Origin of the sequence: Fictibacillus sp. KU28468 (genome assembly GCF_026153615.1) — a bacterium.
GTDB classification, from domain to species: Bacteria; Bacillota; Bacilli; order Bacillales; family Fictibacillaceae; genus Fictibacillus_C; species Fictibacillus_C marinisediminis.
The window spans coordinates 3,648,443-3,670,201 of record NZ_CP110666.1 but is presented as its reverse complement, the minus strand read 5'-3'; the positions used below and the strand labels follow the sequence as shown (position 1 = coordinate 3,670,201).

Below are 21,759 nucleotides of genomic sequence, written 5' to 3'. Positions count from 1 at the left end.
TCATTTAAACAAGATATATGATTAGACAGGGTTGTGAAAATAGTGCTTGGAGTAAAACAGGATAAAACCAAAAGCGGATTCTTTTTAACCTCAGTTCAGATCATCGTTCTTTTTTATCTTATTTCTGTCATCATTGCGACTGGTGTATTAAGTTTGCCGGCATTTCACAATCCTGGCGTCTCGGTGACGTTTGTTGATGCTCTGTTTACGGCGGTCAGTGCGGTGAGTGTCACCGGCCTTTCGGTTGTAACCATACATGAGACCTTCAACTCTGGCGGTGTCATTGCCTTGGCGATGATCGTCCAAATCGGCGGTGTCGGTGTGATGACGATGGGAACCGCGGTGTGGATATTGCTTGGAAAGAAAATCGGGATGAGAGAGCGGCAATTAATCATGACCGATCAAAACCAGTCCACACTGTCCGGACTTGTAAACCTCATGAGACAAATCCTTAGCTTAATTATGATTATTGAGTTCATTGGTATGATTCTTTTTACTTTTCTGTTTTTAAAGTACTATCCGTCCTGGAAAGAAGCGTTATACCATGGTTTCTTTTCATCAGTTACCGCAACGACCAATGCGGGCTTTGATCTTACGGGTCAGTCCTTAATTCCATTTAAGGATGATTATTTCATTCAGCTGTTGACCATGATTTTAATTACAGCTGGCGCTATAGGCTTTCCAGTGCTGATCGAAGTAAAGAATTTTATAGCCGAAAGGAAATACAAGGAACGATATAACTTTACGCTGTTTACTAAAATTACGACGGTCACTTTTTTTATCCTTGTCGTAATGGGGACGGTGGGAATCTATGTGTTTGAAGCAGGACATTTTCTTGCCGATAAGACATGGCATGAAACGTTATTCTATTCTCTGTTTCAGTCGGTGACAACGAGGAGCGGGGGGCTCTCGACAATGGATATGAATCATTTTTCAACACCCACGAATCTATTTCTTAGCGCAATGATGTTTATCGGCGCTTCGCCAAGCAGTGTAGGGGGCGGGGTCAGGACAACTACCGTTGCCGTAGCTTTTCTTGCTATATGGTTCTATGCAAAAGGCCGGAATTCAATAAAAGTTTTTGGCCGGGAAGTGATGACTGAAGACGTTCAGAAGTCTTTTATCGTTTTGATTGTGGCATTTCTGATTTGCAGTGCGGCCTCACTGTTTTTGGCAGTAACCGACCCGCTGCCTATCGAAAAAATTGTGTTTGAGGTATGTTCGGCATTTGGGACGACAGGTCTAAGTTTAGGAATTACACCTGACCTGAGTACAGGAGGAAAGATAATCCTTATGGTGCTCATGTTTATCGGAAGGATCGGCGTTCTTTCCTTCCTATTCATTATCCGCGGAAAGACGGTTGTGGAGCATTTTCATTACCCAAAAGAAAAAATAATCATCGGTCAGTAAAAATCATATTGAAAAGAGGAAGACTAATAATAGTCCTTCTCTTTTTATTTTTTGGCTCTTTTCTAAAAGATTGTTGCTTTAGGAACAAGTAAAGAACCTTCATTGATAAGTTGATTGGAGTGGAAGGTGCGAGACTCCTCAAAAATGAATTTCACATTTTCTTCGTGCGATATAACGCTGCCGAAGCCTTCCTTGTCCTGCGGGAGCAGCGGGACAGGTGAGACCCACAGGCGCCATGCGCCGAGAAAGTAGGCGCTGGCGCCGGTAAGGCTCACCGCACGCCCCGCGAAAGTAGGCGTTTATGCCGGTAAAAGCGAGCCTCCTGAAACGGAAATCAACTACTCCTAAGAGCAGCAAAGGTTACGAAAACAGCCTATTTTTTAAGTTAATGAATAACTTTGTAGAAGAGCCAACATGCCAGAGCAATCCAAATTATGATGACTAACACTCCGGAAATCCAATAGGAAGGTTTGCCGGTATTATTATGGTTGGCTGCTTTTTCTCGGCTATCCATAAGGACCTCAGCTGGAAGCAGCCGGATTGCAAACCATATTCCAATTGGAAGAAGAATTAAATCATCCAGGTAACCGACTACAGGAATAAAGTCAGGGATTAGATCTATGGGACTGAAAGCATAAGCAATGACAATAAGCAGCACTATGCGTGCCGGCAAAGGAGTCTTTGGATTCCGATAGGCAAAATACAATACAGCGATATTCTGTTTGAATGATTTGGCTATTTGTTTCCATTTAATAATGAATGATTTCAATTCTTTCACCTTCTTTTTGAAAGATGGGAATATCAAAAGCTCTCCATAAACGAAACAACTGTTTCGATTTTTGTTGCAACAATTGTTATTTATGTTATTATGGCAACATGATATCTAAATAATATAAGGTGTGAACCCTATGGAAGAAAACAGGACATGGTATTTGTTTTCATATAAAGTTCCTGCAGAGCCTTCTACTCTGAGAGTAAGGATCTGGAGGAATTTAAAAGCACTTGGTGTGCTGTATATCCAGCAATCAGTATGTCTGGTGCCCAAAACACCCGATATTGAAAATAAGCTGGCTAAATTAAGAACGTTGATTGGTGAGCACCGCGGAGAGTCTTTTATGGTTGAGATCGTAAAGTTCTCTCATTACTCCCAGCAAGAACTCATACAATTGTTTAATGCGCAGAGAGCTATGGAGTATGAGGAACTGCTTGAAAGCTGCAGCCGCTTCTTGCAAAGTATCAAAGACGAAATCAAAACAGGCCAGGATCAATTTGGCGACATCGAAGAAAATGAAATGGAACTCATGCGCTTAAAAAGGTGGCACAGAAAAATCATGAAGAGAGATTATTTCAAACATGAGCTTTCCTTCCATTCTAAAGAATGCCTGAAGAGATGTGAAGAAAAGCTGTATTCTTTTTCAGAAGCAGTCTATGAGCTTGAGGGAGCTTATCACGGGGAATGATGATAATCGTATTAATTGTTTCTCTCTTATTGCTGCTTTTCCTGTGTTATGGCATGTTGCCAACTGTTTTGATCAGGACGTTCTCGTTACGTATTATGAAGTCCGGAGATAAGGATTTCAGGATTGCACTTACTTTTGATGATGGCCCGCACCCCGTCTACACTGAGAAGCTGCTTGATCTTCTGCGGTCATACCATGCATCAGCTGCTTTTTTTGTCGTAGGAGAACGGGCACAAAGGTATCCTCATCTGGTAGAGCGGATGAGTAAAGAAGGACATGCTGTTGGAATTCACCACCAGACTCATTCAAACAGCTGGTTTTTACTTCCGCATCGCCTGCGTGAAGAAATATCAGGCTGTGCTCAATCGATAAAAAAAATCACAGGGAATGCCCCGATGTATTATCGCCCGCCCTGGGGCCGTTTTAATCTTTTTTCACTCTCTGCTTCAAGGGCGTACAAGACCATTATGTGGTCATCGATTAATGAAGACTGGAAGGCATCACAGGGAAAAGAAAAATTGGCAGAACGGCTGAAAAAAGATCTTGGTGGGGGACGGATCTTTCTGCTTCATGATAGCGGAGACAATCCGGGAGCGGATGATGAGGCACCGGCGGTTATGCTTGAAGCTCTGCGTGAATTTCTAGAGTTTGCGCAGCAAAAGGGGTACCGGTTTGTGTCACTTGAAGAAATTAAGAAAAACAATGAACGAGGTTAATATGAGTCTAGACAGCGTCATATCTTATTTGCAAAGTTATGGGCATTGGATTATTCTTATCGTTTTGTTTTGTGGAATCGTAGGTATTCCTGCCCCTGAAGAATCGTTTATGTTTCTGATTGGAGTTCTCATCGCAAAAGGCCATTTTGCATTTGGGACCAGTCTTCTTTATGCTTTTTTCGGTACGTTTGCAGGGATGCTCGTTTCCTACTGGATCGGCAGAAAGCTCGGTCTGCCTTTTATTGAACGATACGGAAAATATATAAAAATAACACCGGATCGATGGAAAGTGGTCGAGGGACGGTTTCATCGACATGCGCAGACGACTGTTTTATTTGGTTTCTATCTGCCTGGACTACGCCAGCTTGCTCCTTATATTGCGGGAATCAGCCGATACTCCTTTTATCGTTACGTCCTGCTTTCGCTCATTGGGAGTGCATTATGGACAACTACCTTTGTCAGCATTGGCTATTTTTTTGGTGATCAGATTAAATTGAAGTACCTGCCATGGATTGCTGCAGCGGCTTTGCTCTTATTTTTGATAACAGTATTTAGAAAGAAATTTGCAAACAGGATTTAGAAGGTTTGTAGGGGAGGGTTTTTTATGAAAAAAATATTATTTTTGCCTTTGTTCCAAATGCCTTCTGGTCACCATCAAGTTGCTGATGCTTTAATGTCATCCATACAGCAGAGCAGCGATGAGCATATTATCTGCAAGAAAATTGACTTTTTGAGCTACTGGAATAAACCGCTAGAGAAAGTGATTTCAACGACCTATTTAAAATGGATTCATACCATGCCTAAAACGTATGATTGGATCTATCATCACGTGATGTACACTCCGGCTAAGAAAAGGGGTGCTATGCCCCATCAATTGCTCCTTTTTGAACACAAGATGCTGCGCATGCTTCGGGAAGAGAAACCGAACGTGATCGTATGCACACACTGTTTCCCTTCAGCAATTATTAACCGCCTGAAGAAAAGGGGACTGATCCAGGTTCCGGTCGTTAACGTGTATACTGATTTCTTTATTAATGACATCTGGGGAAAAAAAGGGATCGATTATCATTTGGTCAGCGATTCTTCAATGAAAAAAGAACTTGTCGCCAGACACCAGATTGAAAGGGATCAGATCATTATTACAGGAATACCTGTTAATGAAGATATTAGAGCTTATTTCTCTTGGCGTCCGGTACTGAAGAAGCACATCCTGATTTCAGGCGGAAGCATCGGGCTTGGCAAGATCAAAGGATTTCTTAAACAGATCAAGGAGGACTCCAATTACCGGTATACGGTTCTCTGCGGAAAAAATCAGAGACTATATAAAGAACTGTCTTCGTGGAATCATCCTAACATCAGGCCGAAGGGTTATATTTCCACCCGGACAGAGATGAACCATCTGTACGAACAGGTTGATGCCATTGTGACAAAGCCGGGCGGTATTACCATCAGTGAGGCTTTGAAGAAAAGACTGCCTATTTTTGTTCATTCCGCATTGCCGGGCCAGGAACAGATCAACCTGAAAAAGCTGATCAGTGAAAACTTAATCATTCAGCTCAACGAGGAAAAACCATTCGAAGAACAGATCGCTTCTGTATTAGAAAATGAGCCTGAAGTAAAGGGCATCCTGCGCAAAATGAGCTATTTTGAGAACCATAAAGAAAAAAGCGCATATGAAGTGGTTTTAAATTTGCTTAATGAGAACACGATGCTGCAGATGCAGCCCGTTTAATAGACTGAAGTAACCGGGGGAAAAACCGAAATGCTTAGAATAATGTCTGTCACAAAAGATCACGAAGTTTTGCTGCAACCGTCCGTTGAATCATTATCAGACGATCAAATTGCATGGTACTGGGTAGATTTCACTCATCCTGGTGAAGAGGAAATCAAGCTTCTCAGTACTCTTTTTCACTTCCATCCCCTGGCGATCGAGGACTGTCTCCAGTTCCTTCAGCGCCCTAAACTGGAGTATTATCAAGGCTATAGTTTTTTTGTTATGCATGCTTTGGATTCCCATTCTCTTTCAGCAAAAGAAGTGGACCTTTTTATTGGAGAAAATTTTATCGTTTCTTTTCATTTCGATGAATTGAAAGAGCTGGATTCCACCTGGAACTATTTTCAGTCGGTTCGTGATTATTCTGCCATCGGCCCGATTGAAGTTGGACATAAAATTATGGATAAGATCGTTGATACGTACTTTCCAATCGTTCAAAATATCGAGGATCATCTGCTTGATATTGAGAACAACTATGAGAGAGGGAACAAACACTCTTTAATCCAGCAGACATTTGATGTACGAGGTGATTTGCTGAAAGTGCGGAGATCTATTTTTCCTATGCGTGATCTCATGTACCGCATCTTGGAATCTAAACGGTTTATGATCTCTGAGCATAAAAAGGCCTACTTTCATGATGTTTATGACCACCTCATAAAATTAAGCGAGATGATTGATTCCAATCGGGAAATGACCTCGGATATCCGTGATAATTATATATCACTTAATTCCTATAAAATGAATAACATTATGAAAACACTGACAGTCATCACAACCATTTTCATGCCGTTGACGTTTATTGCGGGAATTTACGGCATGAACTTTCGGTATATGCCCGAGCTTAACTGGCATAATGGGTACTTTATCATCCTTGGATGCATGACTGCTTTAGGCTTAAGCATGTATTTTTGGTTTAGAAAAAAGGGATGGTTTGATCAGGAATAGATCAATCGATTGACACTAAGTTATGCATTGGTAAATGCTCCATCGGTGGGGAGATAAAATTCTCATCTTCAGTTTTTTCGTGCCGGGGTTAAGGCTGCTTATGCCGTTTGTGGTAGGCAGTAACCGGCTTTCTTTTTACCGGTTTGTGCTCTTACCTATCCTGCGGGTTTGGGTAGTCGTTTACTTTACGATCGGGTCTCAGTACGGAAAGCACATCTTTCAACTGAACCTGTATCTTCGAGGTTTTCAGTGGGCTGTGCCTTTTGTGTGTACTGCCATTCTCATATTTGGTACGCTGGGTTATGCGATAGGCTCTAAAAATGGGCTTCCCACTGCACAAAAGCATACAAATAAATGATGGCAATATCGTGACGATCCAGCACCTTTTCTTTTTATGTTATATAATGGAAATAGAAGAGGTGATATAAATGATTCTCTCTAAAAACAAAAACCTTTTTTTGTTTTTCTCGTTAAGCATCCTCATAATCCTCTGCCATTTTTCTTTATATCGGCTTGAGTTTATGGCTCCTTTGCCAAAAAACATCGGGCTTGCCACTCTCTTTGATTTTCTGATCGTGATTCCTTTGCTTTCTTACGTGTTCATTATCCGTAAACGATACTCTCTAAAATATGTCCCCCTTGTTGTGATCGCCGCCTGCTGGCTGGCAAAAATGATTGTTCCAGCCCAAAAACTTCCTCACACGAATGGCTTCCCTTTTTTGTTATTCAGTATTGAAGGTATTTTAATCATTTATGAGCTCTACATCCTTTTTTATACGGCAATCACACTGATGAAAGCTATATCAGCGGTACGTGGGGGAGAACCAATCTCAGCTTATTTTAATAACAGAATGAGGCAGACTTTATCTCTACATATGACCATGACGAGGGCGATGGAGTGTATCCTCACTGAGATGACGGTCCTTTATTATGCTTTTTTCTCATGGAAGAAGAAAGAAAGGCGATTACGCGGCCAAATCTTTACTTATCATAAAAAAACAGCCGCAATCGCTTTTCGTTTTATGCTTATTCATGCTTTGTTGATTGAGTCCATTGGTTTTCATTATTTGCTTATGCAATGGAGTGGACTGGCAGCCTGGGCCTTTTTGCTTCTCAATGTGTATACGATCCTGTTTTTTCTTGGAGATATCCAGGCGATCAGGTCCTGTCCTTTTGTTCTTAACGAAAAGGAATTGGTCTTACAGCCTGGCCTTGCAAAATCATTAACAATAGCTGTTTCTAACATTCAAAGTATAGAGCGGTACACTGGACATGAACCATTAACCAAAGTTGAGGAAAAGCGGACATTTGATGCTGTATTGCTGGAGTTCTCCAAGGAAAAGCCGGCTTTTGAGATTAAGCTGATCAAGCCTGAGACCGTTAGAATGGCATTCGGGTTCACAAAACAAGTGGATACTGTCCATCTGAGTGTGGATGATGGCCAGATTTTCTTTGAAGTCCTGAGAGGACTCGTAGAGAATCAAAATGAAAGTAGTTAGGTGAAAGGGGCTGTCCAAGAAGTCTGTAAGCTGTTGATTTCGGTTCCGGGCTGCTCGCTTTTACCGGCGCGAGCTCCTACTTTGCGGGGCGTGCGGTGAGCCTTACCGGCGTGAACGCCTACTTTTTGGTGCAAGCACCGGCGGGAGTCTCACCTGTCACGCTGTCCCGCAGGACAAGGAAGGCTCCGGCAGCTTTTTATCGCACGAAGAAAATGTGAAGTTCATTTTCGAGGAGTCTCACATCTTCCACTTCAATTAACTTTTCATTGAAGATTTTTCAAGCCAAAAAGGGGCTGCCTGAAGGTCAATTTTCGACTTTCTGGACAGCCCCTGCTTGTTTTATACGATTGGTTTTTTTGTCTGAAGCCGGCGTTTTGCCGGTTTCGCTTTTGCTTTTTTTATATAGGAATGCTTAATCTCATTGCATAAGGCGATTCCCAAAACTCCAAGTACACTGCATAAAAAGGACATTTGAGTGAAACCTCCTTTAGTCATAATGTAATATCCCACGCTAATTTGCTTTTTAAACATTCATTCTATTAAAATCCATTACTATATTCGAAATGAGGGCAGACTTTATGTCATGCTGGTGCTGAACGGTTGAGTCATGGATAATTGAGAAACGAGTGATATGGAAGGAGACAAGCATGAAGGCTGCAATTTTGTTTATACTCGCGGGACTGGCTGAAATCGGAGGCGGATACCTGGTCTGGCTTACAATCAAAGAGAACAGGCCGATTGGATATGCGATTGCCGGGAGTCTAATTCTTGTACTATATGGCATTATTCCTACGCTTCAGAATTTCCCGAGTTTTGGAAGAGTGTATGCTGCCTATGGCGGTGTGTTTATCGTTTTATCTGTTCTCTGGGGATGGCTTGTGGATAGGAAAGTGCCAGACATCTACGATTGGATCGGAGCACTGGTTTGCATCGCTGGAGTCTCGATTATTCTTTGGGCACCAAGAAGTTAATTTCGTTTACATAAAAAAAGCAGCCTAAACGTTAGGCTGCTTTTTTTAATTATCCTCTCCGGGTTTGTAGGAATAGGGACCTTTATCCTCGTTGTGCGGATTGTTTGTATCGATATGAAGCGTTCCTGAATCTGTAATGGTCGCTAAAATAATATCTTGTATTTCCGCTCCTTTTTGCTTTACTCTCTTTAACAGCCAGTCTCTCTCCAGTTTAAGGTATTTTAGATTATGGTCGATGATCTGGCCATCCATGATGACAGGAATAGGGATAAATTCCTTTTTCACTTTTACTTTTAAATCCCCGGGCTGTACAGGCCTGTAATTGGCTTTTGGGATGACGCTGATCTGGCCGTTGTCTTCCATCGCGGCCAGTGCAATATTCCGGGTATCCGTGTAGCCCAGTACTCTTAATTGTGCAAGAAGTTCATCAACCGGGAGACGTACCTTTCTCAGGCCTTTCCGGTCAATGTCCCCGTTGCGGATTAGGACAGTCGGGCTCTCATAAAGAATCCACCGTAATTTATTATTCATAGAAATCCACATGAAAATTTTATAAAACACCACAATCATAAACGTATACAAAAGAGCTTTCCAAACACTGTCCTTTTGAAGCGGCTGACTGATCACATTGCCAATAATCAAGATAAAAAGCATGTCAAAACTGTGCATTTGAGATACAGCCTTTTTTCCCGTAAATCTTAAAAACAAATAGCCAAACAGAAATATCATGAATGCTCGATAAAAAAATTCCATAAGTGTCTCCTCTTTTAAGCGTACAAATATTATGGACAGAAAAGACAAATATTCATACTTGGCCACATAAGTTTTTGTCCTTTCCTCATGAAATCAATTTTTCCATCATAAATTGAAGAAAGAGATGATAGAGGAGGGAACAATCTTGACCTGGGATCAGCAAAATAAAGAACTTGGAATGGCAATTTCGGAAATTACTGAAATTGCTTCTGGTTTTGGCCTTGATTTCTATCCAATGCGCTATGAAATCTGCCCTGCGGATATTATTTATACATTCGGTGCGTATGGTATGCCGACAAGGTTCTCTCATTGGAGTTTCGGGAAACAATTCCACAAAATGAAGCTGCAATATGATTTGGGATTAAGCAAAATCTATGAGCTCGTGATCAACTCTGACCCATGCTATGCGTTCTTACTGGATACGAACTCTTTGATCCAGAACAAGCTGATTATCGCCCATGTTCTTGCTCATTGTGATTTTTTTAAAAACAATGTCCGCTTCTCCAACACGAGAAGGGATATGGTAGAAAGCATGACGGCCACAGCAGAAAGAGTCTCTCACTATGAACTGGTTCATGGAAAACGGGAGGTCGAGGAATTCCTGGATGCAGTACTCGCCATACAAGAACACATTGATCCGTCCATTATGCGAAATCGGCTAAATTATAACCTTGAAGATGAAGAAGAAGAGGAAATTGTAAAAAGAGAAACGCCTTACGATGATCTCTGGAACATTGATAAACCAAAAAGCAATAATGATAAGCCGACTACTGTGAAAAGAAAGCTCTTCCCTCCTCAGCCGGAAAAAGACATCCTGCTGTTTATTGAAGAATACAGCAGAGAGCTGGAGGACTGGCAGCGCGATATTCTCTCCATGATGAGAGAAGAAATGCTCTACTTCTGGCCGCAGCTCGAAACGAAAATCATGAACGAAGGCTGGGCCAGCTACTGGCACGCTAAAATCCTCCAGGAAATGGATCTGACCACTCATGAGACCATTGAGTTTGCCAAATTGAACGCGGGGGTTGTTCAGCCGTCAAGAACCTCCATCAACCCTTACTATATGGGGCTGCAGATTTTTAAGGACATCGAAGAACGGTATAATGATCCGGATGAAGAATTGCTCAAGCAGGGAGTAAAACCAGGGTCAGGCCGCGAGAAGATGTTTGAAGTCCGTGAACTGGAATCCGATATGTCCTTCATCCGCAACTACTTGACGAAGGATCTTTGTCAGCGTGAAGACATGTACCTTTTCCAAAAGCAGGGGAGGGACTACAAGGTCGTGGATAAAGATTGGGAAGGCGTGCGCGACCAGCTAGTCGGCATGCGCGTCAACGGCGGCTTTCCTTATATAACGGTAAACGATGGGGATTACCTGAAAAATGGCGAGCTGTACTTGAAGCACTGGTTCGAAGGAATCGAGCTGGATGTGAAATATTTGGAGAAAGTACTGCCTTATGTGAACCAGCTGTGGGGCAGACCCGTGCATATCGAGACGAAAATTGAAGAGAAGCCTGTTTTGTTTACTTATGACGGGAAGAGTGTGCATCGGAAGTATCTATAAAAAAAATGGGCTGCCAGGGAGATGGCAGTCCATTTTTGGATGGTATAAGTTTTTTAAGTTATGTAATTAAAAAATAGAGATACATCGGCTCTTTTATTTCAGGTATGCTGGGCATAGGCGGAGCGAAGGTAATTATCCGATCCTATTGTACATTCCTTCCTTGTTGGGATCATTTCTATCATCCATCGGATCAGTCATCGGAAAAATGGCGACCGGGCAGATTCTGTACCATCCGGCTGTCGTCATGCTGATCGTTAGTTTAATTGCTGCTCCGTTTGGAGTTAAGGCAGGAAAGAAAATGAATTTAAAAGTCCTGCAGTATATTATTGCAGTGCTGATCATGTAACAGCATTAAAAATATGGATCGATATTTTAATGACATGATAGAAAACCGTCTTTTATTAAAAGGGCGGTTTTTTTGTTCAATACTTTTTAATACCTACTTACTTTTTATTTGTTGGTAGTATATAATACATAAGAACATTCCTTTAATTGGGATAGTCAGTCAGTCAGCTTTGCAAAATAAGAAAACAGAATGATAAAATTTAAAGCAAACATCTGTTTCATATAAAAGGGGATTAAACATAATGAAACAATCTAAACTTGAATATAAAGCTCTTTCCATACTTGAAGATAAAATTCAGCTGATCAAAACACCTGAAGGGGGCGGCATCTATTTGGTCGGACCGATTCGAATGCCTGTGAACCTCTACGGGGAAACAGTCGTCTTTCAATGGTATTGCTGGCTTCAAAGAGATGAAATTACGGATGATTACGAAAAAATTATTGAAAAATTGTCTTCTGACAACCTGGCCGAATACCAGCAGTCAAGCGTATTGGTGTACGGAGACTTTGAATACAATGAAGATGCCTTAATTCGCATGCATTCCATCTGCCATACAGGAGATATTTTCGGAAGCAAACGCTGCGACTGCGGATTTCAATTAAAGCAATCCATGCAGATGATTAAGGAACATGGAACTGGCGCACTCTTTTACCTTGCCAATCACGAAGGAAGGGGCATCGGTTTATTCTCAAAAGCGATGGCTTACGTTCTTCAGGAAAACGGCTACGATACAGTAGAAGCCAACCTGAACTTAGGATTCGTGGATGATTCAAGGAACTATGAGGACGCTATAGATGTATTAAAAGCGCTGCGTAAAAAACCCGTCACATTAATTACAAATAACCCTAAAAAGCTGGAGGCGTTAAAAAACTCAGGCATGCATCTGTCAGGTCGGACACCATTATGGGGAGATGTTTCAGAGTTTAATGAGACTTACCTGAATACAAAGATAGCCCGCTCCGGACACTTAAAAGAGGAAGAAGGCTGCCCAAATGGCTAATCATGAATTTTATATGAGACTGGCACTTGATAACGCACGAGCGATGAAGGGCCAAACGGATCCCAATCCCATGGTCGGAGCTGTCATTGTTAATGATAACCGAATCGTTGGAATTGGGTCACATTTAAAGCCGGGTGAACCACACGCTGAAATTCATGCGATCCGGATGGCGGGTGAGAAGACAATAGGAGGAACGATTTATGTTACCCTTGAACCTTGCTCACATCACGGAAGGACAGGGCCATGTGCCAAAGCCATTGTGAAAGCCGGTCTTAAAACGGTAGTGATCGCAAGTCTCGACCCTAATCCGCTCGTTTCAGGCAGAGGCGTCGCCATTTTAAAAGAAGCGGGTATTGAGGTCATAACTGGTGTTCTTGAGCGTGAATCGCAAACCATGAATGAAGTATTCAACAAATTTATCGTCCAGAAGAGACCGTTCGTAACGACTAAATCAGCGGTTACACTTGATGGCAAAATATCTACCTACACTTCAGACAGCAAGTGGATTACGTCGGAAGAAGCACGGACAGACGTTCATCACATCCGTAACGAAAACATGGCGATTCTTGTCGGTGTCAATACGGTGATCAAGGATGATCCTGAGTTATCAACAAGGATTCCAAACGGCCGCAATCCGATCAGGGTAATCCTCGATTCAACGTTAAGAATCCCGCTTGAATCAAAGGTTGTTCAGGACGGCAAAGCAGAATCGTGGATCTTTACGACCGAGCGCGCCAGTGCAGAGAAAAGAAAAGAGCTTGAAAATGCTGGGGTCTCTGTTTTTGTAACAAAAAGCCCCGGCGATCAGGTGAACCCTGTAGAAGTCGTTGACCTGCTCGGAGAAAAGCTCGTTTCATCACTTATGATTGAAGGGGGGGGAGCCGTTATCGCGTCTTTCCTTCAACATCAGCTCGTTGATAAAATGGTGGTTTATATGGCACCCAAACTGGTGGGCGGAAGCCTTGCGCCTACTTTTCTTGAAGGAACGGGCATCGAAAAGATGAGTGATGCGGTTGAACTGCAGGATTTGAGCGTCGAAAAAACAGGCAAAGATTTTAAATTCACCGGTTACCCGGTGTATCAGGGGAAGTAAGGAGAGTCACATGAAATTCGGCTTTGATATAGATGATACATTGATTAATTTAAGAGGCTACGCGTTTTCCATTTACAATAAGAAATTAAATCAAAAGATTGCACTGGATGTTTTTGGGGAATTGAAAACGGTGGAGATTCATCATCCGTTCGGCCTCAGTGATCAGGAGGGCAAAGAGATGTGGAACAGGTCGCTCGAAGAAATATATTTTACATCCTGTCCTCCATATCCAAAGGCAGTAGAAACGCTGCAGGAGCTTCATCAGCAGGGCCATGAAATCTATTACATTACTGCCCGTCCCGGAGAACATGGCGAGCGTACAATGGAATGGATGATTCAGCAAGGCTTTCCAGTAGAGGAAGAAAAGTTTTTCTGCGGGATGAAAGACCATGAAAAGGTAAAAATCATCGAAGAGTTAGGTTTGGATTATTATTTCGATGATAAACCAAGAGTCCTGGAGACACTGTCCAGCGATACACTGAAGATCTTTGTGAAGGACCAGTCGTATAACAGGCATTACAAAGCCGAACGCGTCACAGACTGGGGAGAATTGAAAGAGATTCTAATGGAGAAGAACAGCAGATAAATCTGCTGTTCTTTTTTGATTTAAGGGCATGTTGCAGTGTGGCTAGTTTACCGTAATCAAGTATTGGCTAGTAAAAGTTGAATTTGGGACAGTATTTTTAGAGTTTGGCCAGTAAATCAGTAAGTTCGGCCAGTAAATTCCATGTTCTGGTCAGGAACGGGATTGAAGGAGAGTTTGATATGCAGTGTAGCCCGCAAAGCCAGGGTGGAAACAACAGATTCAGCTTTATAAGAAGCAGAGAAAAGGGAGGGGCTGTCCAAGAAGTCTGTAAGCTGTTGATTTCCGTTCCAGGCTGCTCGCTTTTATCGGCGCGAGCTCCTACTTTCGCGGGGCGTGCGGTGAGCCTTTTTATCGCACGAAGAAAATGTGAAGTTCATTTTCGAGGAGTCTCGCATCTTCCACTTCAATTAACTTTTCATTGAAGATTTTTCAAGCCAAAAAAGGGCTGCCTGAAGGTCAATTTTCGACTTTCTGGACAGCCCCTTTATTTTTGGGAGTCGATAGATCATATTTGATCATGTATGAGAGGGTAAAAATGGATGCCGCCCGATTATTCTGTTCAGGCGCCAAATTTTTCCCTCAAGGCGCCTGAATAGTTGCTTCAGCCGCCAAATTATATACCCCAGGCGCCCGATTGCCCTATAAACTCCAACCAAACACACTCCGAAACGCATTAAACTCCCTGAAACCCACACATTCAGGCCCAAAAAGGAAAAAGAATAACTTATTTGCGAATTTTTACTTGGCTGTCCTAAAAAAGTCGTCGTTCTATACGTCTTTTGGGACACCCTTTTTTATTTTTTTAGAAACATTGACAAAGACAATGTATATACATATGATATAAGCAAATGTTGCTCCAGGGAAACAAATGAGAGCGGAGGAAAAATAAATGGATGGGACTAAATGTGGAAATTTGTTTGATGGCAAAAAAGGCGACTTCATTCGAATCACCTCCATGGAGATCGAAGGTGTGATGAGAAGAAGGCTGCTGGATCTTGGTTTTGTGCCGGGTGCTGTTGTGGAGGTTATAAGAAAAAGCCCCCTGGGGGATCCCATTGCTTTTCGGGTGAGCCAAACGACGATTGCTTTAAGGAAAGAAGAGAGCACAAGAATACAGGGGGAGCTGATACAGCATGACTGATACATTTCGTGTAGCCTTAGCCGGCAATCCGAACACTGGTAAAAGCACCTTATTTAACGCTTTAACAGGACTGAAGCAGCATACCGGCAATTGGGCAGGCAAGACGGTTTCGCTTGCTGAAGGTACCTTCAGGCATAAAGATAAGCAGTACAGGTTTATCGATCTGCCGGGCACTTATTCCATTTTTTCAAATTCAGCTGATGAAGAAGTGGCTAGAAATTATATCATTTTTGAAAAACCTCACATTACACTTGTTGTCGTTGATGCTACTTCTCTTGAACGGAACCTGAACCTCGCTCTTCAAATCCTGGAGATGACAAAGAATGTGGTCATCTGCATTAATCTGATCGATGAGGCAGATAAGAGAGGCATCACGATCAATGAACGTTTAATGGCGAGGCGCCTTGGGGTTCCTGTTATTAAACTATCCGCAAGAAACAGGGCTGGATTTCCTTTATTGCTTGATACGATTGATCGGATTGTATCCGGAAAGATCACGTGTGAACCTGCACAAGTCAAATATGATGGTGAAATTGAAGCCGGGATTGCTTCTTTGGAGCCTTTCGTAAAAGAAGTGGTGGATGACCGTATTTCATCCCGATGGGTAGCATTGCGTTTGCTGGACGGAGATGAATCCCTGCTGAACGAGTTGAATGAAAGATTAAAAGCGAAGGAGGAAACAGTATGCAATCAGAGCTAGCTGGCCATTCAGGTGATTTAAACCAGTTGTACCAAAGAGCAAAAGAGATGTCGTCACCTAACCTTCGCGACAAGATCGTACAAAATCTGTATCAGGAGAGCAAGCAGTTATGTGAAGATAGTGTTTCCTATGGAAAGACAAAACGTGATAAGCATACGGAGAAGCTTGATGCTATCTTCACGTCGCCGATCTGGGGTTTTCCCATCATGATCGTTATGCTGGGTATCGTGTTCTATCTGACGATTGCCGGAGCCAATATTCCATCTGACATGATTGCCAGTTTTTTTGGATGGCTGGAGAATTACATCACCTCACTTTTTCAGTTCATGAATGCTCCAGACTGGCTGCACGGACTGCTGGTTTTAGGACTGTACCGGGGAACGACCTGGGTGATCAGCGTGATGCTTCCTCCGATGGCGATTTTCTTCCCGACGTTTGCACTCTTGGAGAACTACGGATATCTCCCAAGAGTAGCGTTTAACATGGACCGAGTGTTTAAAAAAGTCGGGGCGCACGGAAAGCAGTCCTTAACGATGGCGATGGGATTCGGCTGTAATGCGGCCGCCATGCTGTCTTCAAGGATTATCGAGTCGCCAAGAGAGCGGATGCTCGCGATCTTAACCAACAACTTTGTTCCGTGCAATGGAAGATGGGGAACGCTGATTGTCCTTGCTTCGCTGTTTATGGCGGCCGGCTACACAGGAGGTGCAAAATCGTTCGTGACAACAGCGGTCATTGTTGGAATCGTTCTTTTTGGAATTCTAGTGACCTTTCTGGTTTCCTGGGTTCTTTCCAAAACCGCTCTAAAAGGGGTTCCAACTCACTATACATTGGAGCTTCCGCCTTACCGTAGGCCTAAGTTCTGGGAAACAGTGATCCGTTCTTCACTTCAGCGCTCTTTATCCGTATTGATGAGAGCAGTGAAAGTGGCGGCACCGGCTGGAATTTTGACGTGGGTCCTGGCCAACGTGAATGCTGGGGATCAGAGTATTTTAATGCATGTTGTCAATTTTTTAGATCCATTCGGGCAAATGCTCGGACTTGATGGCTACATCCTAATGGCGTTTCTTGTAGGGCTACCTGCAAATGAGATTGTCTTGCCGATTTTGATTATGGGCTATCTCTCTACAGGAGCCATGACAGAAGTTGATAATCTCGGTGATTTAAAACAGATTTTTGTTAGCCATGGGTGGACGTGGCTGACAGCGTTGAATATGATGCTGTTTTCCCTGCTTCATTTCCCGTGCGGTACGACACTGGTTAACATTTATAAAGAAACAAAGAGTGCCAAATGGACCTTCCTGTCATTTATTATTCCTACAGCGATCGCTATTCTCGTTACGTTTGCAATTGCTCAAACGGCTAGATGGATAGGATAGCAATAGAGGTCTTTGAACCCCTCATAAAAGGCTAAAGACAGGCATAAGTATAAACCATGAAAAGCTTCTGTATAATCAGAAGCTTTTTTCTATATAGCGTGATTGGATGATATGGAAAACGGTGAATTAAAATATAAACGATGAACAGGGATATCGTAGAAAGGATTGTTTTATGAGTGAATACTGGGCTGAGAAGGCATTGGTCAAATTCGAATCTCAGTTTGATCAAAACAACACATACAACATAAAAAACAACAGACGGCTATCAGAAAAATCAAAGGTATGGAAGTATATGGACTTTGCTAAGTTTGTCAGTATGCTATATCAAAAATCCTTGTTCTTTCCAAAACCCTCGCTGTTCGTGGATAATCATGAAGGCAGTTATTCGGCGCTGGATGTTAATAATATTTTGAATGATCCTCTATCTTATTTGACCATACCTGTGGATGAACGACTATCGAAAGAAGAGAAGCGAAGACAGCTTCACGAATACATCAAGCAGATGCATGATTATGTCGGAGTGAACTGCTGGCACTTGAACGAAGAGGAATCTGCGGCCATGTGGAATCTGTACTTGAAGTCCGATGAAGGCATCGCCATCTGCTCTACTGTGGAGAAATTATACAGCTGCATATCGGATAAGAGGTTTCATACGTATATCGGACAGGTTCAGTACATCAACTTTAATTCTGAAATGGCGAGCCTGAATCCCTATGAAACACTCTTTTACAAACGCCGTTCCTTCAGTCATGAGAACGAAATCCGACTGCTCGCATTTGATAATCCGAATAACCGTATTTTTGACCATAAAGACGGGGCATATGTACAGAGTAATTTGAACACATTAATTGATGAAGTGTATGTATCGCCAACAAGCCCTGAATGGCTGAGGGAGGTGGTACAGTCCGTTCTGGAAAAATACAGGCTTCCGTTTAAACCTGTGATTAAATCGTCGTTATATGAAGGACCATTTTATTGAAATTTCAGCAGCAGCCGTTTAAGGCTGCTTTTTCTATATCCATCCTAAAAAGGTTGCACATAACAGGATGCATTGCCATAATATATATATGAGCATATATTCATATATGAAAGGAATTATTGCTATGGGACATTCTCATGATCACCAGCACCACCATCATCACGGCAGCGGAAATAAGGATGCATTAAAGTGGGCTTTCATTATCATTACTCTGTTTATGGTGGTTGAAGTCATCGGTGGAATAATGACCAACAGCCTGGCGCTGTTATCAGATGCAGGGCATATGCTGAGCGATTCAGCAGCACTTGGATTAAGTTTTTTAGCCATGACGTATGGTAAGAGGGCCTCTTCTCATTCTAAAACATTTGGTTACAAACGTTTTGAGATTTTAGCAGCTTTTATTAATGGAATTGCTCTGATTGCGATTGCTATCTATATCTTTTGGGAAGCGTATCATCGTATTTTACAGCCTGTCAGTATTGTCAGCTCTGGCATGCTGATCGTGTCAGTCATCGGTTTTATTGTGAATATCATAGCTGCATTTATTCTGATGAGAGGCGATAAAGACGAAAACATAAATGTAAGAAGTGCTTTTCTGCATGTGCTTGGAGATCTGCTTGGATCTGTAGGTGCGATTATCGCAGCCCTCCTTATTATGTTCTTCGGTTGGGGATGGGCGGATCCGGCAGCAAGTGTTATAGTAGCTGTCCTTGTATTGATAAGTGGCTGGCGGGTAACGAAAGAAACCATCCACATCTTAATGGAAGGGACTCCAGCCAATATCAATATAGATAAGGTTAAACAAACACTATTATCCATTCAGGAAGTAAAAGAGGTGAATGATCTGCATGTCTGGTCAATCACTTCAGATTTTCCGGCCTTCAGCTGCCACCTGGTTACGGATACCGGGATTGATCAACAAGCGTTGTTAATACAAGCAAACAGCCTGCTGCATGATGAATACCATATTGAACACACGACGATACAGATTGATGCAGGCGGCCATCCTTGTAAAAAGGGGGATCACTGTAACTAATCCGAAAGGGCTGAGCTCAGTTAACCTCATGGTTGTGAGCTCGGCTTTTTTAGAGATGCGGCAAGTTTTTGTAAAATCACTTCCTCATTCGCTATAATAAATATCGACGTATCATGTTACATACAAAATTTTCATCCTGAGGAGGAACTATGTTAGCAGATATTTGGCAGCCGATCTCTTTGTCCATCAGTATTGCGGCAACAGCCTGGCTCATCGTGATAATCATCGGGGTTATACTGGGTAAGACTATGGCAGGCAGGCGTTTTAAAGGAAAAGTGATCATTGAAACGATGCTGATGCTGCCGCTCGTACTTCCTCCAACGGTTATTGGATTTTTACTTATTGTTGTGTTTGGGAAGAGGAGTCCGGCCGGACAGCTGATCGAAGCGGTGTTTCATCAGCCGATCATTTTTACATGGTGGGCGGCTGTTCTTGCTTCAAGTGTGGTGGCATTTCCTCTTATGTATCAATCGGCAAAAACAGGTTTTGAAGGTGTCAATCATGAGATCGAGGATGCAGCCAGGGTAGATGGAGGCGGGAGATGGAAGGTTTTTCTTCTTATTTCTGTTCCTCTCTCAATGACATCCATTATTTCTGGAGCAATCTTAAGCTTTGCAAGGGCGCTTGGCGAGTTCGGAGCAACTTTAATGTTTGCCGGAAATATCCCGGGTGAGACTCAAACGATTCCGACCGCTATCTATCTTGCCATTGATTCAGGGAACATGAGGGAGGCTTGGCTTCTCGTCCTCGCAAGCATCAGTATTTCTTTTGTAATGCTGACAGCAGCCTATCGGATAAAACGTTAAGCAGCAGGTAATGGCTCAGCCGTTGCCTGCTTTTTTGTGCAAAAATGAAACCTTAGAGAGTGTTGTCCGTATATAACGGTAAACACTCATTTCAACAGGAAGGTTGATTGTGATTAAATCGATTTTTTCAAAGATTGGTAAAGGCGGGGCCGCTGTGGATCTGCAGCTTACAGGCTCAACTTATGTGCTTGGAGGGACATTAGAAGGCCAGCTTGTGGTAAGGGGAGGAGGAGTTCCTCAGATGATCCACTCGCTGTCAGTGAATCTGCTCGTTGAGTATGAAATAAAGGGCCTCCCCTCTACCAAAGTGATGGGCTCTCTTTCGGCAGCTGAACAGTTTGTCATTGATGCAGATGAAGTTATTACTCTTCCATTTATTTACCCATTGCCAGAAGATTTGCCGATCTCTTGCCAGTCTGTTTCTTATTCACTCTGTCCGCGTCTCGAGTTGGAGGATGGGACGGATGTATGGGATACAGAAACTGTTACGCTTAAGGGCACGGATGCTTTCCTGCAGATTTTCTATGGACTTGGCGCTCTCGGATTCCGTGAAAGCGCAGAATCGGGAGAGTTCAACGGGTCACTTCAGACGTTTGTTTTTTTCCCTGCTGTACTGATGAAAGAGGAAATAAAAGAAGTGCATATCCAGGCGGGGAGTGAAAATAGCGGAATCCGAATTTTACTGGAAACCTATTGCCGTCAAGGCGTGATAAATAGGAAAGAACACTTTTTTTTGAATGAAAAACTAAGAAACCGACAAGACGTTGAAGACGAGCTTAAAGCTAAACTGGCTTATATGGCTAAGGCTCGAAACATCTCTTAATATACGGAGCACAAAAAAGGAGGATTTATAAAGATATGTTTTTTCACCCGATGGATTTTTTGATCATCATTGCATTTGCTGTCTCGTTGTGGGCGCAGTTTAAAGTTAAAGGGAATTTTAAGAAATGGTCACAAGTAGAGGCTCATTCCGGGAAAACTGGGGCTGAAATCGCAAGGTCGATCCTGGATGACAACGGGTTGCACAATATCCCGGTTGAACCGGTCCGCGGGACGCTAACCGACCATTATGACCCTGTTTCGAAAGTGGTGCGCCTCTCAGAACCGGTATATTACGGGGATTCCATCGCATCTGTTTCTGTTGCTGCTCATGAAGTCGGCCACGCCGTTCAGCATAAGCAATCCTATGGTGCATTAGCGCTGCGTCATCGTATGTTTCCATTGGTGAACCTGACCTCGGGAGTGGCGCCATTTTTATTGCTTGGAGGATTTCTGCTTAACCAGTTCTCATTGATCGGTATCGGAATTGTGCTTTTCTCATTCGCTGTCTTCTTTCAGCTCGTTACGCTTCCCGTGGAGTTTAATGCCAGCTCACGGGCAAAACGTTATCTTGTGACTGAAGGATTTATCCGCAATGAGGAAGAGCGGGGAGTGAACAAGGTACTGAACGCTGCGGCTCTTACGTATGTGGCTGCTGCATTGATCTCTCTCCTGGAACTTTTGAAATTCATCATCATTTTTTTCCAGGGTGAACGGGAGGAATAACATCAATATTGAAAAAAAGATGTTTCTCTTGATGAGAAACATCTTCTTTGATTTCT

General features: G+C 42.7%; 27 protein-coding genes. 23 read left to right on the top strand and 4 right to left on the bottom strand.

Annotated features, from left to right (window positions below; all coding sequences use genetic code 11):
- Positions 1-42 precede the first annotated feature (42 nt).
- On the top strand, positions 43-1,410 hold the full coding sequence (locus OKX00_RS19290) for a TrkH family potassium uptake protein (RefSeq protein ID WP_265408486.1): 1,368 nt from the start codon (positions 43-45) through the stop codon (positions 1,408-1,410).
- 62 nt (positions 1,411-1,472) lie between these two features.
- Here OKX00_RS19290 and OKX00_RS19285 read toward each other — a convergent pair whose 3' ends face one another.
- A complete protein-coding gene (locus tag OKX00_RS19285; protein WP_265408485.1) occupies positions 1,473-1,685 on the bottom strand; it encodes a hypothetical protein in 213 nt (70 codons plus the stop codon).
- A 110-nt stretch (positions 1,686-1,795) separates the two neighbouring features.
- Positions 1,796-2,188: a YkvA family protein gene (locus tag OKX00_RS19280; RefSeq protein WP_254781561.1), complete on the bottom strand. Its 393-nt coding sequence runs from the start codon at positions 2,186-2,188 to the stop codon at positions 1,796-1,798.
- A 130-nt stretch (positions 2,189-2,318) separates the two neighbouring features.
- On the opposite strand from OKX00_RS19280, the gene OKX00_RS19275 reads away from it, so the two are divergent.
- From OKX00_RS19275 to OKX00_RS19245, 7 genes are all read left to right on the top strand, one after another.
- Entirely contained in the window at positions 2,319-2,870 is a 552-nt protein-coding gene (locus OKX00_RS19275; RefSeq protein WP_062236798.1) for a Chromate resistance protein ChrB, read from the top strand.
- Entirely contained in the window at positions 2,867-3,586 is a 720-nt protein-coding gene (locus OKX00_RS19270) for a polysaccharide deacetylase family protein (protein WP_265408484.1), read from the top strand. Before OKX00_RS19275 ends, OKX00_RS19270 begins: the two co-directional genes overlap by 4 nt.
- A gap of 1 nt (position 3,587) precedes the next feature.
- On the top strand, positions 3,588-4,166 hold the full coding sequence (locus tag OKX00_RS19265; RefSeq protein ID WP_265408483.1) for a DedA family protein: 579 nt from the start codon (positions 3,588-3,590) through the stop codon (positions 4,164-4,166).
- Between the two features lie 24 nt (positions 4,167-4,190).
- The gene (locus OKX00_RS19260; RefSeq protein ID WP_265408482.1) at positions 4,191-5,318 is read left to right on the top strand and encodes an MGDG synthase family glycosyltransferase; all 1,128 of its coding nucleotides are present in this window, start codon (positions 4,191-4,193) and stop codon (positions 5,316-5,318) included.
- Between the two features lie 30 nt (positions 5,319-5,348).
- On the top strand, positions 5,349-6,305 hold the full coding sequence (gene corA / locus OKX00_RS19255) for a magnesium/cobalt transporter CorA (RefSeq protein WP_265408481.1): 957 nt from the start codon (positions 5,349-5,351) through the stop codon (positions 6,303-6,305).
- A gap of 428 nt (positions 6,306-6,733) precedes the next feature.
- The gene (locus tag OKX00_RS19250; RefSeq protein WP_265408480.1) at positions 6,734-7,804 is read left to right on the top strand and encodes a hypothetical protein; all 1,071 of its coding nucleotides are present in this window, start codon (positions 6,734-6,736) and stop codon (positions 7,802-7,804) included.
- A gap of 95 nt (positions 7,805-7,899) precedes the next feature.
- Positions 7,900-8,022 carry a hypothetical protein gene (locus OKX00_RS19245; RefSeq protein WP_265408479.1) on the top strand — a complete coding sequence of 41 codons (123 nt, stop codon included), beginning with the start codon at positions 7,900-7,902 and terminating at the stop codon, positions 8,020-8,022.
- Positions 8,023-8,143: 121 nt separating this feature from the next.
- Here OKX00_RS19245 and OKX00_RS19240 read toward each other — a convergent pair whose 3' ends face one another.
- Positions 8,144-8,275 (bottom strand): hypothetical protein, encoded by a 132-nt coding sequence (locus OKX00_RS19240; protein WP_265408478.1) that lies wholly within the window; start codon positions 8,273-8,275, stop codon positions 8,144-8,146.
- A gap of 176 nt (positions 8,276-8,451) precedes the next feature.
- Between OKX00_RS19240 and OKX00_RS19235 the strand changes: the two genes are divergently transcribed.
- The gene (locus OKX00_RS19235) at positions 8,452-8,775 is read left to right on the top strand and encodes a YnfA family protein (RefSeq protein WP_053355607.1); all 324 of its coding nucleotides are present in this window, start codon (positions 8,452-8,454) and stop codon (positions 8,773-8,775) included.
- A gap of 45 nt (positions 8,776-8,820) precedes the next feature.
- Here the strand turns inward: OKX00_RS19235 and OKX00_RS19230 are convergent, their stop codons facing one another.
- Positions 8,821-9,528 (bottom strand): DUF421 domain-containing protein, encoded by a 708-nt coding sequence (locus OKX00_RS19230; RefSeq protein WP_053355606.1) that lies wholly within the window; start codon positions 9,526-9,528, stop codon positions 8,821-8,823.
- 178 nt (positions 9,529-9,706) lie between these two features.
- On the opposite strand from OKX00_RS19230, the gene OKX00_RS19225 reads away from it, so the two are divergent.
- The 14 genes from OKX00_RS19225 to OKX00_RS19160 all read left to right on the top strand — a co-directional run bounded on the left by OKX00_RS19225 (position 9,707) and on the right by OKX00_RS19160 (position 21,703).
- Positions 9,707-11,092 (top strand): SpoVR family protein, encoded by a 1,386-nt coding sequence (locus tag OKX00_RS19225; protein WP_265410588.1) that lies wholly within the window; start codon positions 9,707-9,709, stop codon positions 11,090-11,092.
- A 145-nt stretch (positions 11,093-11,237) separates the two neighbouring features.
- Positions 11,238-11,438, top strand: a complete 201-nt coding sequence (locus tag OKX00_RS19220; protein WP_265408477.1) for a hypothetical protein — start codon at positions 11,238-11,240, stop codon at positions 11,436-11,438.
- A gap of 241 nt (positions 11,439-11,679) precedes the next feature.
- Positions 11,680-12,438, top strand: coding sequence for a GTP cyclohydrolase II (locus OKX00_RS19215; RefSeq protein ID WP_265408476.1), 759 nt, complete (start codon positions 11,680-11,682; stop codon positions 12,436-12,438).
- A complete protein-coding gene (ribD, locus tag OKX00_RS19210; protein WP_265408475.1) occupies positions 12,431-13,531 on the top strand; it encodes a bifunctional diaminohydroxyphosphoribosylaminopyrimidine deaminase/5-amino-6-(5-phosphoribosylamino)uracil reductase RibD in 1,101 nt (366 codons plus the stop codon). The genes OKX00_RS19215 and ribD overlap by 8 nt, the downstream gene beginning before the upstream one ends.
- Positions 13,532-13,541: 10 nt before the next feature.
- Positions 13,542-14,117 (top strand): 5' nucleotidase, NT5C type, encoded by a 576-nt coding sequence (locus OKX00_RS19205; RefSeq protein ID WP_265408474.1) that lies wholly within the window; start codon positions 13,542-13,544, stop codon positions 14,115-14,117.
- Positions 14,118-14,392: 275 nt separating this feature from the next.
- The gene (locus OKX00_RS19200) at positions 14,393-14,539 is read left to right on the top strand and encodes a hypothetical protein (RefSeq protein ID WP_265408473.1); all 147 of its coding nucleotides are present in this window, start codon (positions 14,393-14,395) and stop codon (positions 14,537-14,539) included.
- A 467-nt stretch (positions 14,540-15,006) separates the two neighbouring features.
- The gene (locus OKX00_RS19195) at positions 15,007-15,258 is read left to right on the top strand and encodes a FeoA family protein (RefSeq protein ID WP_053355601.1); all 252 of its coding nucleotides are present in this window, start codon (positions 15,007-15,009) and stop codon (positions 15,256-15,258) included.
- Positions 15,251-15,958: a FeoB small GTPase domain-containing protein gene (locus OKX00_RS19190; protein ID WP_062236771.1), complete on the top strand. Its 708-nt coding sequence runs from the start codon at positions 15,251-15,253 to the stop codon at positions 15,956-15,958. Before OKX00_RS19195 ends, OKX00_RS19190 begins: the two co-directional genes overlap by 8 nt.
- A complete protein-coding gene (locus OKX00_RS19185) occupies positions 15,943-17,337 on the top strand; it encodes a nucleoside recognition domain-containing protein (RefSeq protein WP_265408472.1) in 1,395 nt (464 codons plus the stop codon). Before OKX00_RS19190 ends, OKX00_RS19185 begins: the two co-directional genes overlap by 16 nt.
- A 172-nt stretch (positions 17,338-17,509) precedes the next feature.
- The gene (locus OKX00_RS19180) at positions 17,510-18,316 is read left to right on the top strand and encodes a DUF2971 domain-containing protein (RefSeq protein ID WP_265408471.1); all 807 of its coding nucleotides are present in this window, start codon (positions 17,510-17,512) and stop codon (positions 18,314-18,316) included.
- Positions 18,317-18,440: 124 nt separating this feature from the next.
- Complete coding sequence (locus tag OKX00_RS19175; RefSeq protein ID WP_265408470.1) at positions 18,441-19,352, top strand: cation diffusion facilitator family transporter; 912 nt, start codon at positions 18,441-18,443, stop codon at positions 19,350-19,352.
- Between the two features lie 149 nt (positions 19,353-19,501).
- Positions 19,502-20,158, top strand: a complete 657-nt coding sequence (gene modB, locus OKX00_RS19170; RefSeq protein WP_265408469.1) for a molybdate ABC transporter permease subunit — start codon at positions 19,502-19,504, stop codon at positions 20,156-20,158.
- A gap of 109 nt (positions 20,159-20,267) precedes the next feature.
- Positions 20,268-20,981: a sporulation protein gene (locus OKX00_RS19165; RefSeq protein ID WP_265408468.1), complete on the top strand. Its 714-nt coding sequence runs from the start codon at positions 20,268-20,270 to the stop codon at positions 20,979-20,981.
- A 35-nt stretch (positions 20,982-21,016) separates the two neighbouring features.
- Positions 21,017-21,703: a zinc metallopeptidase gene (locus OKX00_RS19160; RefSeq protein ID WP_265408467.1), complete on the top strand. Its 687-nt coding sequence runs from the start codon at positions 21,017-21,019 to the stop codon at positions 21,701-21,703.
- Positions 21,704-21,759 lie beyond the last annotated feature (56 nt).

Bases quoted from the DNA above. Each gene is read 5' to 3' on its own strand.
- OKX00_RS19185 (WP_265408472.1), top strand. From the start codon at position 15,943: ATGCAATCAGAGCTAGCTGGCCATTCAGGTGATTTAAACCAGTTGTAC.
- corA (WP_265408481.1), top strand. From the start codon at position 5,349: ATGCTTAGAATAATGTCTGTCACAAAAGATCACGAAGTTTTGCTGCAA.
- OKX00_RS19265 (WP_265408483.1), top strand. From the start codon at position 3,588: ATGAGTCTAGACAGCGTCATATCTTATTTGCAAAGTTATGGGCATTGG.
- OKX00_RS19240 (WP_265408478.1), bottom strand. From the start codon at position 8,275: ATGTCCTTTTTATGCAGTGTACTTGGAGTTTTGGGAATCGCCTTATGC.
- OKX00_RS19195 (WP_053355601.1), top strand. From the start codon at position 15,007: ATGGATGGGACTAAATGTGGAAATTTGTTTGATGGCAAAAAAGGCGAC.
- OKX00_RS19180 (WP_265408471.1), top strand. From the start codon at position 17,510: ATGAGTGAATACTGGGCTGAGAAGGCATTGGTCAAATTCGAATCTCAG.
- OKX00_RS19260 (WP_265408482.1), top strand. From the start codon at position 4,191: ATGAAAAAAATATTATTTTTGCCTTTGTTCCAAATGCCTTCTGGTCAC.
- OKX00_RS19230 (WP_053355606.1), bottom strand. From the start codon at position 9,528: ATGGAATTTTTTTATCGAGCATTCATGATATTTCTGTTTGGCTATTTG.
- OKX00_RS19225 (WP_265410588.1), top strand. From the start codon at position 9,707: ATGGCAATTTCGGAAATTACTGAAATTGCTTCTGGTTTTGGCCTTGAT.
- OKX00_RS19190 (WP_062236771.1), top strand. From the start codon at position 15,251: ATGACTGATACATTTCGTGTAGCCTTAGCCGGCAATCCGAACACTGGT.
- modB (WP_265408469.1), top strand. From the start codon at position 19,502: ATGTTAGCAGATATTTGGCAGCCGATCTCTTTGTCCATCAGTATTGCG.
- OKX00_RS19275 (WP_062236798.1), top strand. From the start codon at position 2,319: ATGGAAGAAAACAGGACATGGTATTTGTTTTCATATAAAGTTCCTGCA.
- OKX00_RS19175 (WP_265408470.1), top strand. From the start codon at position 18,441: ATGGGACATTCTCATGATCACCAGCACCACCATCATCACGGCAGCGGA.
- OKX00_RS19205 (WP_265408474.1), top strand. From the start codon at position 13,542: ATGAAATTCGGCTTTGATATAGATGATACATTGATTAATTTAAGAGGC.
- OKX00_RS19160 (WP_265408467.1), top strand. From the start codon at position 21,017: ATGTTTTTTCACCCGATGGATTTTTTGATCATCATTGCATTTGCTGTC.
- OKX00_RS19270 (WP_265408484.1), top strand. From the start codon at position 2,867: ATGATGATAATCGTATTAATTGTTTCTCTCTTATTGCTGCTTTTCCTG.
- OKX00_RS19235 (WP_053355607.1), top strand. From the start codon at position 8,452: ATGAAGGCTGCAATTTTGTTTATACTCGCGGGACTGGCTGAAATCGGA.
- OKX00_RS19215 (WP_265408476.1), top strand. From the start codon at position 11,680: ATGAAACAATCTAAACTTGAATATAAAGCTCTTTCCATACTTGAAGAT.
- OKX00_RS19250 (WP_265408480.1), top strand. From the start codon at position 6,734: ATGATTCTCTCTAAAAACAAAAACCTTTTTTTGTTTTTCTCGTTAAGC.
- ribD (WP_265408475.1), top strand. From the start codon at position 12,431: ATGGCTAATCATGAATTTTATATGAGACTGGCACTTGATAACGCACGA.